Here is a 17,482-nt window from a genome sequence, read left to right as displayed (position 1 = left end):
GGTTATACGTACCTGACATGTTGTCCGGGCGAAAGCCGCCAGGTGGCACAAATTGTCAGAACTACGACACGACTAACTGACCGCAGGAGTGTGCGATGACCCTGAATATGATGATGGATGCCAGCGCGCCCGAGGCAATCGCCGGTGCGCTTTCGCAACACCATCCTGGGCTGTTTTTTACCATCGTTGAAGAAGCGCCCGTCGCCATTTCGCTGACCGATGCCGGCGCACGCATTGTCTATGCCAACCCGGCATTCTGCCGCCAGACCGGCTATGAGCTTGAAGAGTTGTTGCAGCAAAATCCCCGCCTGCTTGCAAGCCACCAAACCCCCAGGGAAATCTACCAGGATATGTGGCACACCTTATTACAACGCCGACCGTGGCGCGGGCAACTGATCAACCGCCACCGTGACGGCAGCCTGTATCTGGTCGAGATCGATATCACCCCGGTAATTAACCCGTTTGGCGAACTGGAACACTACCTGGCAATGCAGCGCGATATCAGCGCCAGTTATGCGCTGGAGCAGCGGTTGCGTAACCACATGACGCTGACCGAAGCGGTGCTGAATAACATTCCGGCGGCGGTGGTTGTGGTGGATGAACGCGATCATGTGGTGATGGATAACCTCGCCTACAAAACCTTCTGTGCCGACTGCGGCGGAAAAGAGCTCCTGAGCGAACTTAATTTTTCAGCCCGCAAAGCGGAGCTGGCGAACGGCCAGGTCTTACCGGTGGTGTTGCGCGGCGCGGTGCGCTGGTTGTCAGTTACCTGTTGGGCGCTGCCGGGCGTTAGCGAAGAAGCCAGTCGCTACTTTATTGATAACGCGCTGACGCGCACGCTGGTGGTCATCACCGACGACACCCAACAGCGCCAGCAGCAGGAACAGGGACGGCTTGATCGCCTTAAACAGCAGATGACCAGCGGCAAACTGCTGGCGGCGATCCGCGAAGCGCTGGACGCCGCGCTGATCCAGCTTAACTGCCCCATCAATATGCTGGCGGCGGCGCGGCGGTTAAACGGCAGTGATAACAACAACATGGCGCTGGACGCCGCGTGGCGCGAAGGTGAAGAGGCGATGGCGCGGCTGAAACGTTGCCGCCCGTCGCTGGAACTGGAAAGTACGGCGGTCTGGCCGCTGCAACCCTTTTTTGACGATTTGCACGCGCTTTATCACACCCGTTTCGGCGAGGGTAAAAATTTGCAGGTCACGCTGGATTCCCATCATCTGGTGGGATTTGGTCAGCGTACGCAGCTGTTGGCCTGCCTGAGTTTGTGGCTCGATCGCACGCTGGATATTGCCGCTGGTCTGCGTGATTTTACCGCAGAAACAGAGATTTTCGCCCGCGAAGAAGAGGGCTGGCTCTCTTTGTATATTACTGACAATGTGCCGCTGATCCCGGTGCGCCATACCCACTCGCCGGATGCGCTTAACGCGCCGGGCAAAGGCATGGAGCTGCGCCTGATCCAGACGCTGGTGGCGCACCACCACGGCGCGATAGAACTCACTTCACGCCCGGAAGGCGGAAGCTGCCTGACCCTACGATTCCCGCTATTTCATTCACTGACCGGAGGTTCAAAATGACCCAGCGAACCGAGTCGGGTAATACCGTCTGGCGCTTCGATTTGTCCCAGCAGTTCACCGCGATGCAGCGGATAAGCGTGGTACTCAGCCGGGCGACCGAAGTCGAACAGACGCTCCAGCAAGTGCTGTGCGTATTGCACAATGACGCCTTTTTGCAGCACGGCATGATCTGTCTGTACGACAGCCAGCAGGCAATTTTGACTATTGAAGCGTTGCAGGAAGCCGATCAGCAGTTAATCCCCGGTAGCTCGCAAATTCGCTACCGTCCGGGCGAAGGGCTGGTCGGGACGGTGCTTTCACAAGGGCAATCATTAGTGCTGGCACGGGTTGCCGACGATCAGCGTTTTCTTGACCGGCTGGGACTGTATGATTACAACCTGCCGTTTATCGCCGTGCCGCTGATCGGGCCGGATGCGCAGACGTTTGGTGTGCTGACGGCGCAACCCATGGCGCGTTACGAAGAGCGGTTACCCGCCTGCACCCGCTTTCTGGAAACGGTTGCCAATCTGGTGGCGCAGACCGTGCGTTTGATGGCCCCACCGGCAGCGCGTCCTTCCCCGCGCGCCGCGATAACGCAGGCCGTCAGCCCGAAATCTTGCACTGCCTCACGCGCATTCGGCTTCGAGAATATGGTCGGTAACAGCCCGGCGATGCGCCAGACCATGGAGATTATCCGTCAGGTTTCGCGCTGGGACACCACCGTTCTGGTACGCGGCGAGAGCGGCACTGGTAAGGAACTGATTGCCAACGCCATTCACCATAATTCACCGCGCGCCAGTGCGCCGTTTGTGAAATTCAACTGTGCGGCGCTGCCGGACACACTACTTGAAAGCGAATTGTTCGGTCATGAAAAAGGGGCCTTTACCGGTGCGGTACGCCAGCGTAAAGGCCGTTTTGAGCTGGCCGATGGCGGCACGCTGTTTCTTGACGAGATTGGCGAAAGTAGCGCTTCGTTTCAGGCTAAGCTGCTGCGCATCCTGCAGGAAGGCGAAATGGAACGCGTCGGCGGCGACGAGACACTGCAAGTCAATGTGCGCATTATTGCCGCGACGAACCGTAATCTGGAAGATGAAGTCCGGCTGGGGCACTTTCGCGAAGATCTCTATTACCGCCTGAATGTAATGCCCATCACCCTGCCTCCGCTGCGGGAACGCCAGGAGGACATTGCCGAACTGGCGCACTTTCTGGTGCGCAAAATCGCCCACAACCAGAGCCGCACGCTGCGCATTAGCGAGGGCGCTATCCGCCTGCTGATGAGCTATAACTGGCCCGGTAATGTGCGTGAACTGGAAAACTGCCTTGAGCGCTCGGCGGTGATGTCGGAAAACGGTCTGATCGATCGGGACGTGATTTTGTTTAATCATCGCGACCAGCCAGCCAAACCGCCGGTTATCAGCGTCACGCACGACGATAACTGGCTCGATAACACCCTTGACGAGCGCCAGCGGCTGATTGCGGCGCTGGAAAAAGCGGGATGGGTACAGGCCAAAGCCGCGCGCTTGCTGGGAATGACGCCGCGCCAGGTCGCCTATCGCATTCAGACGATGGATATCACCCTGCCAAGGCTATAACAGCGGTTGTGGCATTCGGTACATTGTCAGCCAAATGCCACAAAACCGACAACCCGGCAAAATAAATGTCACTATTTTTCAATAGGTTGAAACAGGAACGGGATTTGCAACCACCAGGAATAATTCCGTAAACGGAGGTACTTTCCATGATGTCCTGTTCATCCGCCGCTGGCGGTTCCCGGTGTCAGTCAACGCCGTCTGAACCGCTTTCCGATGCCATCGCCGGTAAAGTGGCGCTGCACCCGTGCTACTCGAAAAGCGGTCATCACCGTTTTGCGCGTATGCACTTACCGGTAGCACCCGCCTGTAACCTGCAATGTAACTACTGCAATCGCAAATTTGATTGCAGTAACGAATCCCGGCCTGGCGTCTCATCCTCGCTCTTAACCCCCGAGCAGGCGGTGGCGAAAGTACGGCAAGTTGCGGCGGCTATCCCGCAACTGTCGGTGGTTGGCATTGCCGGACCCGGCGATCCACTGGCGAACATCGTACGCACCTTCACCACGCTGGAGATGGTGCGCAAACAGCTACCGGATATGAAATTGTGTCTCTCCACCAATGGCTTGATGCTGCCGGACGCCGTTGATCGGCTGGTCAGTCTCGGCGTCGATCACGTAACGGTGACCATCAATACGCTCGATCCGCAAATTGCCGCGCAGATCTACGCCTGGCTGTGGCTCGAGGGTGAACGGTACAGCGGACGCGAAGCGGGTGAAATATTAATAGCCCGTCAACTGGAGGGGGTTCGTCGCCTGACGGCGCAAGGTGTGCTGGTGAAAATCAACTCAGTGCTGATCCCCGGTATTAACGATTTCGCGCTGGCCGATGTCAGCCGCGAACTGCGCGAAGCGGGTGCGTTTATCCATAACATTATGCCGCTGATAGCCCGCCCGGAGCACGGCACGGTGTTTGGCCTTAACGGCCAGGCCGAACCCGATGCAGAGATGGTCGCGCGCGTGCGCGAAAGCTGTGGCGAAGTGATGCCGCAAATGACTCACTGCCAGCAGTGCCGCGCGGATGCGATTGGTATGCTCGGCGAAGATCGCAGCCAGCAATTTGCCCTGCTACCCGTTGAATCCGCCCCGCAGCCGTGGTTGCCGACGCTGTTTCGCCGTGCGCAGCTTCACGCCAGTATCGTCACCAAAGGCGAATCCGATGATGCAGAGGCCTGTCTGGTGGCGGTGGCGTCAACACATGGCGAGCTGATCGACTGCCATTTTGGCCATGCGGATCGCTTTCGTATTTACAGTTTATCGGCCGCGGGCGCTGTGCTGGTCAACGAGCGTTTCACACCGAAATATTGCCAGGGTTCGGATAATTGTGAGCCGCCGGAAAGCGACGCAAGACTGGACACCGTGCTCGACTTGCTGGCCGATGTGAAAGCCGTTTTCTGCGCCCGTATCGGCTACGAACCGTGGCAAAAATTGCAATCGCGCGGCATTCAGCCCTGCGTTGATGATGCCTGGCAACCCATCGCTTCCTCGCTGTTACGCTGGTGGCAAACTGCGCCGACAAAGGGGCAAAACAAGGGGGTGGCATGATGCCCGTTGATGACTGGTTACGGCGCTTGTTGTGGCTTTATCTGCACGGTGAAGGTTGCTACCCGGAAAGAATGGGTTTAAGCGTGAGCGACTGGGAAAACCTGCAGGCGCGTTTCGCCCCGCCTGCGCCGGAAATGCCGGCGGACTGCCGTTTGCGGCAAAAGCTCATGAGCGAACTCAACGCCACGCGCGGCGCAGAGCGCGCAGAGCTGGCACAGTGGCTGGCGTGCCATATGTCGGCAGATGCCGCGCCGATGCAGCACATTATTGCCAGTGTCTCACTGGCTTTTAATCACCTGTGGCAGGATCTGGGACTTAGCTCGCGCGCGGAGCTACGGGAGCTGATGAGCGATTGCTTCGCGCCTTTAGTTGAGATGAACAGCAACAATATGCGCTGGAAAAAGTTTTTCTACCGCCAGCGTTGTCTGCACAGCGAAGGCGAAGTGGTGTGCCGCTCGCCGAGTTGTGATGCCTGCTGCGAACGCCCGCTCTGTTTTGAGCCTTCGTAACGTAACCAGCCTGATATAGCGGGTAATCAGGCTTTGACTCCGCACTAAAACCCGCGTCGCCTGTACACTTACCGCTTTGCTGTCCTATCCTTTCACAATAAAAGTCAAATATTTTGCCGCAGTCACACGGTTCCGGTAGCCAGGGTGTTAATGTTGCTTATATATTTGGAAAACTTATACAAAAGTACACGGTGTGCGAGGTGGCGAATGTATTCTTTTGTGGCCAGACAGGCGATTTTTGATAAGCAATTGAACACCGTCGGTTACGAACTCCTCTTTCGGAACAGCATGGATAACCGCTTCCCCGATATCTCTGCGGAACAGGCCACCACGCAGTTAATCGAAGAGCAGTTCCTCAGCGCGCCGGTGGGCCGGAAGAGCGACAACAGTACGGTTTACGTCAATTTTCCCTACCAGTTGCTGGTCGAAGGTCTCGCGGAAACGCTGCCGGTAAACCGCGTGGTGATTGAAATTCTGGAAGACGCCGAACCGGATCTCAAACTGCTGGAAACCGTCAAACGGATGCACGCGCTGGGTTTTCGCATTGCGCTCGATGATTTCGAACCCGGAAATCAGTGGGAAGCCTTTATGCCCTATGTCAACGTGATTAAATTTGACATAAGAAGAAGTCCGCGCGAAAAAATTAGCGACTATATTCTCGCCAATCGGGAATTATTGCGCCATGCGGTTTTTCTGGCCGAAAAAGTGGAAACCTACGAAGAGTTTGAGACCTTTAAAAAATTAGGTTTTCATCTTTTCCAGGGGTATTTTTTCAGCAAACCGGTGGTGACTAAACGAAATAAACTGGCGCAAAATCGTGCATTTGCTCTGAAGCTGATGCAGGAAGTTAACGTTGAATCACCCAATTTAAACAAAATTGAAGATCTGCTGAAACGCGATGTTTCTCTCTCGTTTAAAATTATGCGTTATGCGCAAAACATTTTATATAACACGCGCGGTATTAGCGGTTTTCGCAATCAATCGCTGCGCGACATCGTGGTCTACCTTGGCATCAGTGAAATGCGCCGTTTTGTGCTGGTGGCGTGTCTGACCTCTTTCGAGGATGTCACCAACACTGAAATTTATTACCTGAGCCTGATCCGCGCCAAGTTCTGCGAACTGGTGGCGGCACGTACGTCGTCCAATAACATCTCTAATGACGCCTTTATGGCAGGGCTCTTCTCGCTGCTGGATGTGATCCTCGGGCTACCGCTGGAAGAGCTGATGGCACAGATCGCCGTCTCGCCGGAAGTGGCTAAAGCGCTTGAGGCCAACAGCGGCGAACTCTACCCCTACGTGCGGCTGGCGCGCCTGTACGAGCAGCGGATGTGGGATGAGGCCAGCGACGTGGCGCATGAAATTGGCTTACCCAATTCGGCCATTTCAGAGCTGATGAACCAGGCCACAAAATGGGCGGACGAACTGCCGATAACTATTTCCCATTAATTTTTCTGCACACTGAATACGGTGTGCAGAAAATAAACTTCAGCACAAAGATACCATTTGAAACAATATTTCACTTCAATGAAGTATTATTCTCCAACCTTTTTAACAACCGCCCTTCCCTTAATCTAAATTAAAAATCTGATGTGTGCCATTGCACAAAAATCATAGCAATGTGTGATAGAGATCAGATAAATAGATCAATTTTTCCTAAAATATTGCCGTTATTAATATTACCTTTCTTTACTTAGTTGTGGATTATGAAAAAAATTGCGCAGGCCACTGTATTAACCAAATTGCTCATCGGCTTCTCCATCCTGATTGTGATGATGTTGTTACTGGGCGTTGTTTCTATTTATCAACTTAACAGCACCAATAAAAATATTGACCAGTTCCGCGAAAGCAGAATGCCAGGTGTTCGTTATACCCTTGAAATGCGAGGCGTCTTAGCTGAAATGCGCCTGCAACAGGTGCAGTATATTGCTTCCACCACGCCGGCGTCGCTGGATCAACATCGCGGCGAATTGCTACAAAACCAGGCAACCTTCCTGAATGCTCAGCAGCAGTACGCCAAAATCTCGGCCAATGAGCCGCAAGAAATGCGCGCCCTGTTCGCGACTGTGGTGGATAACTTTAAAAACTTTGTTGATGTAAACGCCAAAGTGATCGACGCCATGAATCGTGGTGATGCGGCGGAAGCGGCCAAAATCAGCGGCGCGGTATCAGCAAAATATCGTACCCAGTTGATGAAAGATCTGGCGACGCTGGTGGATATGGAAGTCGCCATTGGTGATAAAGCCGGGGAAGATTCTCAGGCCGGTTACCGCCAGGCACTTTATCTGCTGAGCGGCTTGCTGCTGCTGGCCCTGATTGCCACCGGCGTGATTGCGCTGTTTATCTCGCGGAATCTCTCCCGCCAGCTCGGCGGCGAACCGGCCTATGCGATGTCGATTATGAAGGCAGTCGCTGACGGTAAACTGGGCACCCAGGTTGCGCTGCGCGAGGGCGACAGCGAAAGCCTGCTGGCGACCATTCATTTAATGAACAATAAACTGGCGGAAATCATCACCGGTATTATCGACGGCAGCGAATCGATTTCCCATGCCGCAGGCGAAATTGCCGAAGGCAACAACGATTTGTCACAGCGTACCGAAGAACAAGCGGCCTCGCTGGTGCAAACCTCGTCGAACATGCAGCAAATCACTGAGAACGTGAAGAGTAACGCGGAAAACGCCCGTAAAGCGAGCGACCTGGCGCGCCAGACGTCACAGACGGCAGTTAAAGGCGGTAAAGAGGTGCATGACATGCTGAAACGCATGCATGAAATCTCTGACAGCTCGCAGAAAATTGTCGATATCATTTCGGTGATTGAAGGCATCGCCTTCCAGACCAATATTCTGGCGCTGAACGCTGCCGTTGAAGCCGCGCGTGCCGGTGAACAGGGTAAAGGCTTTGCCGTGGTGGCCGGTGAAGTGCGCAACCTGGCGCAGAAAAGTGCCGAGGCGGCGAAAGAGATCAAACAGCTGATTGAAGGCACCGTTGAGAAAATTACCGACGGTTCCCGCTACGCCGATACCGCCAGCCGCGCGATGGAAGAGATTGTCAGCTCGGTTAACAAAGTGACGGATATTGTTGCTGAGATCTCCGCTGCCTCTACCGAGCAACATCAGGGGATCAAAGAGATTAGCGTGGCGATTGACCAGATGGACCAGGTGACCCAGCAGAACGCCACGCTGGTGGAACAAGCGGCGGTTGCCGCCCAGTCGATGACCGAACAGAGCGAGATGCTGCGCGACTCCGTGCGCTTCTTCCAGTTGGCGCGTTAATCGCAACCCGTGCCACTCGCTTCGGGTGGCACGGCGTTTACTTGCTACATAACAATACTTTTCGGCTCCATAAAGGCCGCCAGTCCCCAGCGCCCCATTTCACGTCCGATCCCCGAGTGTTTAAACCCGCCAAATGGCGCGGCAGCCTCGTGCGCCAGCGTATTGACCAACACCCGCCCGGCGGCGATTTGCCCGGCAACACGGCGCGCGCGTTCGGGATTGCGACCCAGCACCAGCGCGCTCAGGCCATAATCGGTGTCGTTGGCGATAGCGATCGCTTCGGCGTCATCCCGATAGGCGATCACCGATAACACCGGGCCAAAAATCTCTTCGCGCGCAATACGCATGCTGTTTTTGACCTCGCTAAAGAGCGTTGGTCGCACCGACCAGCCGCGCTCACACCCGGCTGCGCGCCCTTCTCCACCCACTAACAGGCGCGCGCCTTCCTGCTGGCCAAGGCGGATATAGGACTGCACGCGTTGCCACTGTTTTTCGCTGACCATCGGGCCAACTTCCGTGGCGGGATCGCGCGGATCGCCCGATTTAACCGCCGCGACCGCCTGCGCCAGCGCCGCTTCACACTCGGCTTTGCGCGATGCGGGCACCAGAATGCGTGTTCCCGCGACACACGCCTGGCCGCTATTCATAAATCCGGCCTGGATCGCCAGTGGCACGGCGTCGGCCAAATCGGCATCCTCCAGAATAATGGTCGGGGACTTGCCGCCCAGTTCCAGCGTGACACGTTTAAACGTCTCTGCCGCGTTACGCAAAATGGCTTTGCCCGTCGCCGTCGAGCCGGTAAAGGAGATTTTCGCCACGTCCGGATGACGGCTGAACACCTCGCCCACCACCTCGCCACGCCCGGTAACAATATTGAACACGCCCGGTGGCAGTTGCGCCTCATGTAACGCCTGGGTGACGATGTGGGTTTGCAGCGCGCTCATCTCACTCGGCTTGATGACCGCCGTGCAGCCGGCGGCGAGCGCTGCCGCCAGCTTGCCGCAGATAAATCCGGCATCGCTGTTCCACGGCGTAATTAACCCGGCGACGCCGAGCGGGGTCATCACTACGCGCGCCTGGCCCACTACGGATTCAAACTCAAACGCTTTCAGCGCGTCGATCGCCGCCTCGATAACCGACACCGGATAATGCGCCATCCAGCTGGCGCGCGACGCCGGCGCGCCATACTCCTCGACAATTGCCTGCAACAACGCGGGCTGGCAGGCCTCCATCGCATCGCGCATACGCATCAGGGCGGCGATTCGCTCATCGCGGCTGGTTTGCGACCAGCCGGGAAACGCCGCTTTTGCCGCCGCAATGGCGTTCAGCGCGTCGGCCTCATTGCCGAGCCGCACCTGGCCGGTGACTTCGCCGGTTGCCGGGTTAACCAGGTCGAAACGTTCTGTACCTTGTGGCGTGACCCATTCGCCATTAATTGAGATCTGTTCAATCGCATGCATAACCACCTCCTGTTCACAATGAAGCCAGTGTGACACGCCTTTATCACGCGGATAATCCACGCTATGCTGCAAAGGTTGTTGCGAAATTCGGGATAATCTATGCATCGTTCAGGTTTGGTTGAGCTGGAAGTGGTGATGGCGGTAATGCGTCGGGGCAGTTTTCGCGCCGCCGCGCAGGAGCTGGGAATGTCACCAACGGCGGTGAGTAACGCCATTGCCGGGCTGGAGAGTCGCCTGGCGATTCGGCTGTTTCACCGCACCACCCGCAGCGTGGCGCTAACCGAAGCCGGGCAGCGGTTTGTTGCGCGTATTGGCCCGGCGCTGCGTGAAATCCAGCACGCGCACGAGGAGATCCACAGCGTGGCGGATGAGCCTTCCGGCACGTTGCGCCTGAATGTCCCGCTAGCCGTCGGGCAACTGTTCCTGGATGATCTGCTGGTGCGTTTTCTGGCGCGCTACCCGCAGATGCGCATGGAGGTCGCCACTGAAGCGAAGATGATCGACATTGTGGCCGACGGTTACGATGCCGGGATCCGCCTGGCGGAGTCGATCCCACAGGATATGATTGCCGTGCCGCTCACGCCGGATATCCGCATGCGCGTGGTGGCAACACCAGCGTGGTTTGCCGCGCACGGTACGCCGCAGACGCCGGATGATTTACGCCAGCACCAGGGGATTTGCATGCGCATGTCCAGCGGCGGAAATTACCGCTGGGAGCTGGCGCACCACGGCGAGCGCATAGCGGTTGCCGTTCCGCCACGGCTGTCGACCACCGATCTGTTTACCTCGATTGCCGCCGTGCGCGCGGGGCTGGGCGTGGGCTTTCTGCCGGGGTTTTACATTGAAGAGGATTTGCGTAACGGGACGCTGGTCAGCGTGCTGGATGAGTGGACACAGCCCTTTAAAGGGCTGTGTTTGTACTATCCCGGACACCGCCACATCCCTGTGGGGTTGCAGGCGTTTATTGCCTTTATCCGGGCAGAGCGTTAACTACTCGAGGTGCGCGCGATCAAGCCCGTAGGCTTTATCCAGCGCGCCCGGTAAGGTTTGCGACAGCACCATCAGACGGTTCCAGCTATTGATAATGGCAATGGAAAAGGCCAGCTCGGAAAGTTCCACTTCGCTGAAATGCTCCCGCGCCTCGCGGTACAGCTCATCAGGCACACCATGCGCATCAAGTTTGGTCAGCGCTTCACACAGCGCCAGCGCGGCTTTCTCTTTGGCGGTAAACAGCGGCGATTCACGCCAGATAGCCACGTGGTAAATGCGCAGTTCGCGCTCACCGTGCAGTTTTGCCTGTTTCACATGCATATCCAGGCAGAATGCGCAGCCGTTGAGCTGCGAGGCGCGGATATCGACCAGATTCTGAATACCAATATCCAGGCTGCTGGCGTGCGACGCCTGGCTGGCATCGCCGAGGGTTTTAATTAATGCCGGAACAGTCTGGAACAGATTTACGCGATTGCTCATCGTCTTTAGCCTCGTTTATGGATTCAACAGCCGCTATAGTACGCGTTTATGCCATAGTAAAAAGATGCAAAAACCGCAAATAGAGGTAGGACATGAAGCCGGGTTATAAAGCCATTTACGAGCAGTATCGGCGCAGCATTGCCAGCGGGTTGTTGAAACCGGGTGATAAAGTGCCTTCGGTGCGTGTGCTGGCCAGTGAATTAGGCGTGGCGCGCAAAACGGTGGAAACGGCCTGGGCGATTCTGATCGGTGAAGGCTATCTGGTAAGCCAGGGCGCGCGCGGCACGCGGGTCAACCCGGATTTGGTACTGAGCGAACCGCCCACCCCGGACATTACGCCTCAGGCAGCAGACGCGCCACCGGGCATTGCGGATGTACTGCGCGATCGCCCCGGTTTTTTGCGCCCCGGCATTCCGTCTCTGGATGCCTTCCCCTACAAAAAATGGCTACTGTTGTGCGGCAAAGCGGTGCGATCGATGTCGCCAATGGAGATGACCAACCCGCCGCTGCTGGGTTACACGCCGCTGCGCGAAGCGATTGCGCATTATGTGAATGTGTCGCGTGGTTTATCCTGCACGGCCGATCAGATTTTCATCACCAGCGGGTACAGCAACAACCTGCGGCTGATCCTCAATGCGCTTACCACGACACGCGATAAAGTGGTGTTTGAAGATCCCGGTTACTATTTTGGTACCCAGGCGCTGAAACGCGCCGCCAATAATCTGCACTTTGTCCCGGTGGACAGCCAGGGCCTGAATGTCGACTATTTGCAGCAATACCACCGCGATGCGCAGCTGGTTTTTGTGACACCGTCACATCATAGCCCACTGGCGGTAACCCTTTCTCTCCCGCGCAAGCAGCAATTACTGGCCTGGGCCAGTCAGCATAATCGCTGGATTATTGAAGATGATTACGACGGCGAGTTTCACTACACCCGCAAAGTGCTTCCGGCATTGAAAAGTCTCGATATCGATGATCGGGTGATCTATATGGGCACTTTCAGTAAGACGGTGATGCCTGCGCTGCGCATCAGCTACATTGTGATGCCACGCGCGACGCTTGCCGCGTTTCGTGAAACGGCGGAACTCACCGAAAGCGGCCAGCCGGTGCTGACGCAGAAAATCCTCGCGGCGTTTCTCGGCGAAGGTCACTTTTATAAGCATTTAAAAAAGATGCGCACGCTCTATTCGCAACGCAGAAAATATGTGCTGGACGCGCTGGAGCAGGTTTATCCGGGGCTTTTTACCGTGGAAGTGAGCGATGGTGGGATGCATGTCATCGCGTTTTTACGCACCAGCACGCAGGATATCGCGCTGGCGGACATCTGGCAGCGGCACCAGTTGCAGGTTAGCCCGCTCTCGCGCTGGTATAACACCTCCACCAAACGCTACGGCGTGATTATCGGTTATACCAATGTACGTTCAGCGGAGGAAGCGCTGGCGCTATTGCAGCGCCCGGCTGAGGAGACACGGGCGCTGCTGGCGGCCAATGATGTTAAGGCAAGTTACTGACGAAGGAGAGATCCCACGCCGTGGCGAGAAGTGAGAAGCTGACCAGCAGGGTCAACGCTAATGAGATAGTTCTGTCGGACTTTTCCATCGCACGTCCCTCTCTGTTGTGGGTTTCGCTATCAGACTGAAAAAATCGTAAAGATCGATGACTCTCCACAGCAAAGTTTAGGTTAATTGATAATTTTTGCCTGGTGTCATTTTGTGCGGAAGCACATCGGCATCCACCATTTGCAGTAAATCAATCTCGATGGCATTGCTGATAGCGTCCAGCGGCAGGTCGTTATCCTCTTCGCCAAACGGGTCTTCCAGCTCTTCCGCCAGCGTGTCCAGCGAAATAAAGGTGTAGGAAATCAGCACCGAAATAAACGGGGTCATAAAGTGCAAATCCACCACCAGCGCGAACGGCAGCATGATGCAAAACAGGTACACGGTGCGATGCAGGATCAACGAATAGGCAAACGGCAACGGCGTGGTGAAAATGCGCTCGCAGCCAGAAAGCACGGCGGACATATCGTGTAGCCGCTGATTGATGCTGCTGAATAAAACATCCGAAAGTGCGCCCTGCGCCCGGCGTACGCCCAACCATTCGCCCATTAACAGCAGAATACGGTTGGCCGGTGAGTGCGCGTTCAGCACGTTATGCAGATCGTTTGGGCGCAGGTATTTCGCCAGCACGTCGCCTTGTGGCTTGCGGCGCAACGTCATGCGCAGAGAGTGCGCGAAGGCGATTTGCAGCTGAATAAAGTGCCGTAATCCCTCATCATCTGGCAGTGTGGTTTTCACTTCACGCAGCAGCGAACGCGAGGCGATCATCAACTGTCCCCACAACACCCTTGCTTCGCTGTAACGGGCAAAACAGGCGTTGTTACGAAAACCTAAAAAGATAGCGATAGCGACACCGAGAATGCTGAACGGCGCGACGGTCAGCTTGATACCCAGCGAGGTGTACCACGGCAGCATCCAGATCACCGCAATGGAGAGCAGGAAATTCATCAGCAAACGCGACGTGATTTTTGGCAGTACGGAACCGTGCCAGACGAAAAGACGGGGAAGCCAGTGTTGTTGAGGTCGAACGATCATCTTGAATTGTGTGCATAAGGGAGAGCGGCACTATTAAACGTGATCGCAATCACAGTTGCAAGTTTGATAATAAATTGTGACGAAAAGTCGTCCTTCCCGACGATGGCTGGCGCAGAAGTTGCTGAAACCTGTTATACAACTATTTAATAGTATGTTGTAACTAATGAATGACAAGCACACTATTCCGACGCCGTTACTTCTCTTGCCGCTCGCGGTTGCACCGTTAGCCATTATTAAAAAAAGAAAAACCCGGCCGGAGCCGGGTTGGACATTCATTTAATAAAGTGCAATTAGCACAGCGGTTTAACCGCATCGCGCATGCCGCGCAGCAGGATAGCATCCAGATCCAGCGAAACCTGCTCCACCAGCCCCGTAACTTTACTCAGATCCTGTTCCCAGTGATCGCTTACGGACAGCACCGCTTTTACCAGTTCGCTGGTGCTGATCTGGCGATCGCCATGCTGGCTCCACAACTGCTGGTAGCGCTCGATCCAGTGCGCGTCGTCCTGCACCGGATACGCCTGCCCGTTACGCTCACCGCGATAGAACGCAATCAACGCTGCCAGCGCAAAAGTCAGGCGCGCTGGCAGTTTGCCATGAGCTTTTTGCCCTGCCAGCAATTGCGGCAGAATACGGGTGCGGAATTTGGTCATGCCGTTCAGGGCAATCGACAGCAACTGGTGTTTGATGTACGGGTTACGGAAACGCCCGGTCACCGCACTGGCGAAAGATTCCAGCTCATCGCGCGGCAGATCCAGCACCGGAATAATCTCTTCGTAAATCGCTTTTTCCACAAACGCGCAGATTTCGCTGTCGTTCATCGCCTCGCCCACGGTGTCCAGCCCCGCCTGATACGCCACCGGCACCAGGGCCGTGTGCGCACCGTTGAGGATCGCCACTTTACGCTCTTTATACGGTTTAATATCGTCAACAATCAGCACGTTGAGCGGGAATTTATCGAGACGCAGTTCAGACGCCAGCGATTTCGGCCCCTGAATCACAAACAGATAGAAGTGCTCAGCGGTATCAAGGAACGAATCCTGGTAGCCCAGCTCCGCTTCCAGTTTCGCCACTTCATCACGCGGGTAACCGGTAACGATCCGGTCAACCAGCGTGGAACAGAAGGTGTTGGCGTTATCCAGCCACCGGGTAAACTCCGCACCCAGCGCCCACTCCTGTGCATAACGCAGCACCAGCTCGCGCAGCGCGTCACCGTTGTAATCAATCAATTCACAAGGAATGATCACCCAGCCTTTATCCGCCGCGCCAGAGAAGTGGGTGAAACGTTCGAACAGCAAGCGCGTCAGTTTCGCCGGGTAGCTAACGGCCGGGGCATCTGCAAATTTATCGCCCGCGTGGTAGCTGATGCCCGCTTCCGTGGTGTTTGAAAAAACAAAGCGGATATCCGGGTTATGGGCGAGTTTCAGGAACTCGTCGTACTGGGAATAGACGCTGATTTCACGGTTCACAGAGCGGATCAGGCGCGCGTCGCTCACCGCTTCACCCTGCTCATTCAGACCGCGAATAATGGTGGTATACAGGCCATCCTGAGTGCTCAGGGACGGCGGGAAATCACTTTGGATCGGGCGAACAACCACCACACCGGCGTTCAGGTCGGTGTGCTCGTTCAGCAGATCGATTTGCCAGTCGACAAAAGCGCGCAAAAAATTCCCTTCGCCGAACTGAATAATACGTTCAGGGTATTCAGCGCCGGGAAAGTTGCGACGGTTTAATGTGTTCACAGTGGGTTCCTTTTTTGATTAGTCATACAACCTGGGAAGATTGGTGTAATAACTTACCAGACTTTTAGACCATGAAACCCTGTTTTGATCAAAATGGGATGTCTTATTGGCGCGGATTATAAGAACTTGTAAAAAATTGTCGTCGCCGTCACATTTCCGTCCGGCATCAGGGCAAAGCGCGGAATTTCACCCACCCGCTGCCAGCCGCATTGCAGGTAAAAATGTTCCGCCCCGCTGCCGGTGGAAGTATCCAGCACCAGCACGGTTTTGCCGTGCGCCAGCGCCTCACGTTCCAGCGCATCCATCAGACGACGCGCCAGCCCCTGACGGCGGGCTTTTTCATGCACCAGTAACTTTGACACATCGGCGCGATGCGGCTGGTTTTCAGGTTGTTCCAGCACCACCTGCACGGTGCCAACAATTTCCCCTGTATCGTCTTGCGCCACCAGCACAATGCGTTCCCCGCGCGCGGCACTTGCGACGACGCCGGACCAGAATTGCAGGGATTTCTCACGCGAAAGCGGATGCATAAAACTGACGGAAGCCCCGCCGGAAACGCAGTTTTCCAGCACGTCACAAAGGGAAGGAAGATGTGATGCGAGCGCTTCGCCCGCTAGCGAATGGATATGATAAGTGGTCATTTTTATTCCTTAAAAACAACCACTATCAGCTTTACAACTTATTAACACAAGCCCGGCAAACATAGGTTTTTGTGATGCTTCAGCGGCCGCGTTGGTTGCGCTCTTTCATGGCATACATCTGTTGATCTGCCGCCTTCATCCACGGCTTCAGCTCGCCGCAGCCATTGTGATCAAACTCGCTGATCCCCCAGGAAAACGCCAGTTGCCACGGTTTACCAGAGGTCTGATTCCACGCCTCAACCTGTTCTACCAGATGCTGCATCGCAATCCATGCGCCCTGCTCATCGGTATCGGAAAAGAGGATCGCGAATTCATCGCCGCCGTAGCGCACCCGCAGATCCGCTTCGCGCAGGCTGGCGCTCATTACCGATGCCATCGCTTTCAGCGCTTCATCACCCTCAGCATGACCCCAGGTGTCGTTAATCGTTTTGAAATTGTCGAGATCGATCCACGCCAGCGTTAACGGTTCCGCGCGACGACGCGCGCCCACAATGGCGAACTTCGCCAGGTTTTCAAAACCACGGCGGTTAAATAAACCGGTCAGCTCGTCGGTGGTCGCCGCGCTCATCACCGCAAACTCGTCTTCAACGATCATGGCGAAATCTTTCAGGTAGTCCCGCTCAGCGTCCGTGAACTGCCGTGCGGTGCTATCCACCAGGCAGAATGCGCCAACCACCGCACCGTCCGGCAAACGTAACGGATACCCGGCATAGAAACGGATGTTCATCTCCCCGGTGACCAGCGGATTATCGGCAAAACGATCATCTCCGTGGGTATCCGGAATAATCAATGGTTCGGTATGCAAAATGGTGTGACCACAAAAGGTGATCTTACGCGGAAGCGGTTCGCGCACAGTACCTGAGGTGGATTTGAAGAAAAGCATCTCTTCATCAACCAGCGTGATCAGCGCCGCGCGGACATCGAACATGCGCTTAGCCAGCCGGGTAAGCCGGTCAAGACGCTCGGTTACGCCGGTTTCCAGAAGCCCGGAGTCGCGCAGCGACGCCAGCCGTTGTTCCTCATCTGCAGGAATAGCAGGTATTTTCATAAAGGGCCGTTTCCATTCTCAGGCTGTTAATGCGCAACACTATAAAAAGTGTCGTTA

At 55.7% G+C, this 17,482-nt stretch carries 14 protein-coding genes; 8 read left to right on the top strand and 6 right to left on the bottom strand.

Features of this window, described 5'->3' with window-relative positions:
* The first annotated feature begins 95 nt into the window (after positions 1 to 95).
* From nifL to RT644_RS01505, 6 genes are all read left to right on the top strand, one after another.
* Complete coding sequence (nifL, locus tag RT644_RS01530) at positions 96 to 1,583, top strand: nitrogen fixation negative regulator NifL (RefSeq protein ID WP_313625213.1); 1,488 nt, start codon at positions 96 to 98, stop codon at positions 1,581 to 1,583.
* On the top strand, positions 1,580 to 3,154 hold the full coding sequence (gene nifA / locus RT644_RS01525; RefSeq protein WP_313625211.1) for a nif-specific transcriptional activator NifA: 1,575 nt from the start codon (positions 1,580 to 1,582) through the stop codon (positions 3,152 to 3,154). Before nifL ends, nifA begins: the two co-directional genes overlap by 4 nt.
* Before the next feature lie 146 nt (positions 3,155 to 3,300).
* Positions 3,301 to 4,695, top strand: a complete 1,395-nt coding sequence (gene nifB / locus RT644_RS01520; RefSeq protein ID WP_313625209.1) for a nitrogenase cofactor biosynthesis protein NifB — start codon at positions 3,301 to 3,303, stop codon at positions 4,693 to 4,695.
* On the top strand, positions 4,692 to 5,204 hold the full coding sequence (locus tag RT644_RS01515) for a nitrogen fixation protein NifQ (protein WP_016496147.1): 513 nt from the start codon (positions 4,692 to 4,694) through the stop codon (positions 5,202 to 5,204). Before nifB ends, RT644_RS01515 begins: the two co-directional genes overlap by 4 nt.
* A 207-nt stretch (positions 5,205 to 5,411) precedes the next feature.
* Complete coding sequence (locus RT644_RS01510) at positions 5,412 to 6,650, top strand: EAL and HDOD domain-containing protein (RefSeq protein ID WP_016496148.1); 1,239 nt, start codon at positions 5,412 to 5,414, stop codon at positions 6,648 to 6,650.
* A 257-nt stretch (positions 6,651 to 6,907) separates the two neighbouring features.
* Positions 6,908 to 8,473, top strand: a complete 1,566-nt coding sequence (locus tag RT644_RS01505) for a methyl-accepting chemotaxis protein (RefSeq protein ID WP_016496149.1) — start codon at positions 6,908 to 6,910, stop codon at positions 8,471 to 8,473.
* 44 nt (positions 8,474 to 8,517) lie between these two features.
* Here RT644_RS01505 and RT644_RS01500 read toward each other — a convergent pair whose 3' ends face one another.
* Entirely contained in the window at positions 8,518 to 9,933 is a 1,416-nt protein-coding gene (locus RT644_RS01500; protein ID WP_313625205.1) for an aldehyde dehydrogenase family protein, read from the bottom strand.
* Positions 9,934 to 10,032: 99 nt separating this feature from the next.
* Between RT644_RS01500 and RT644_RS01495 the strand changes: the two genes are divergently transcribed.
* A complete protein-coding gene (locus tag RT644_RS01495; protein WP_097406793.1) occupies positions 10,033 to 10,923 on the top strand; it encodes a LysR family transcriptional regulator in 891 nt (296 codons plus the stop codon).
* Here the strand turns inward: RT644_RS01495 and RT644_RS01490 are convergent, their stop codons facing one another.
* Positions 10,924 to 11,403 carry a carboxymuconolactone decarboxylase family protein gene (locus RT644_RS01490; RefSeq protein ID WP_313625201.1) on the bottom strand — a complete coding sequence of 160 codons (480 nt, stop codon included), beginning with the start codon at positions 11,401 to 11,403 and terminating at the stop codon, positions 10,924 to 10,926.
* A 92-nt stretch (positions 11,404 to 11,495) separates the two neighbouring features.
* On the opposite strand from RT644_RS01490, the gene RT644_RS01485 reads away from it, so the two are divergent.
* Positions 11,496 to 12,914, top strand: coding sequence for a PLP-dependent aminotransferase family protein (locus RT644_RS01485; RefSeq protein ID WP_313625199.1), 1,419 nt, complete (start codon positions 11,496 to 11,498; stop codon positions 12,912 to 12,914).
* Positions 12,915 to 13,079: 165 nt separating this feature from the next.
* Here the strand turns inward: RT644_RS01485 and RT644_RS01480 are convergent, their stop codons facing one another.
* The 4 genes from RT644_RS01480 to RT644_RS01465 all read right to left on the bottom strand — a co-directional run bounded on the left by RT644_RS01480 (position 13,080) and on the right by RT644_RS01465 (position 17,425).
* Entirely contained in the window at positions 13,080 to 13,994 is a 915-nt protein-coding gene (locus RT644_RS01480; protein ID WP_160270407.1) for a bestrophin family protein, read from the bottom strand.
* Positions 13,995 to 14,284: 290 nt separating this feature from the next.
* Positions 14,285 to 15,736 (bottom strand): tagaturonate reductase, encoded by a 1,452-nt coding sequence (locus RT644_RS01475; RefSeq protein ID WP_313625196.1) that lies wholly within the window; start codon positions 15,734 to 15,736, stop codon positions 14,285 to 14,287.
* Between the two features lie 116 nt (positions 15,737 to 15,852).
* A complete protein-coding gene (locus tag RT644_RS01470) occupies positions 15,853 to 16,377 on the bottom strand; it encodes a GNAT family N-acetyltransferase (RefSeq protein ID WP_313625194.1) in 525 nt (174 codons plus the stop codon).
* Between the two features lie 79 nt (positions 16,378 to 16,456).
* Positions 16,457 to 17,425, bottom strand: a complete 969-nt coding sequence (locus RT644_RS01465; RefSeq protein WP_016496157.1) for a sensor domain-containing diguanylate cyclase — start codon at positions 17,423 to 17,425, stop codon at positions 16,457 to 16,459.
* Positions 17,426 to 17,482 lie beyond the last annotated feature (57 nt).

Origin of the sequence: Kosakonia sp., assembly GCF_032104925.1 — a bacterium.
Classification (GTDB): Bacteria; Pseudomonadota; Gammaproteobacteria; order Enterobacterales; family Enterobacteriaceae; genus Kosakonia.
The sequence above is the reverse complement of the archived record's forward strand: the minus strand, read 5'-3'. Positions and strand labels throughout refer to the sequence as shown.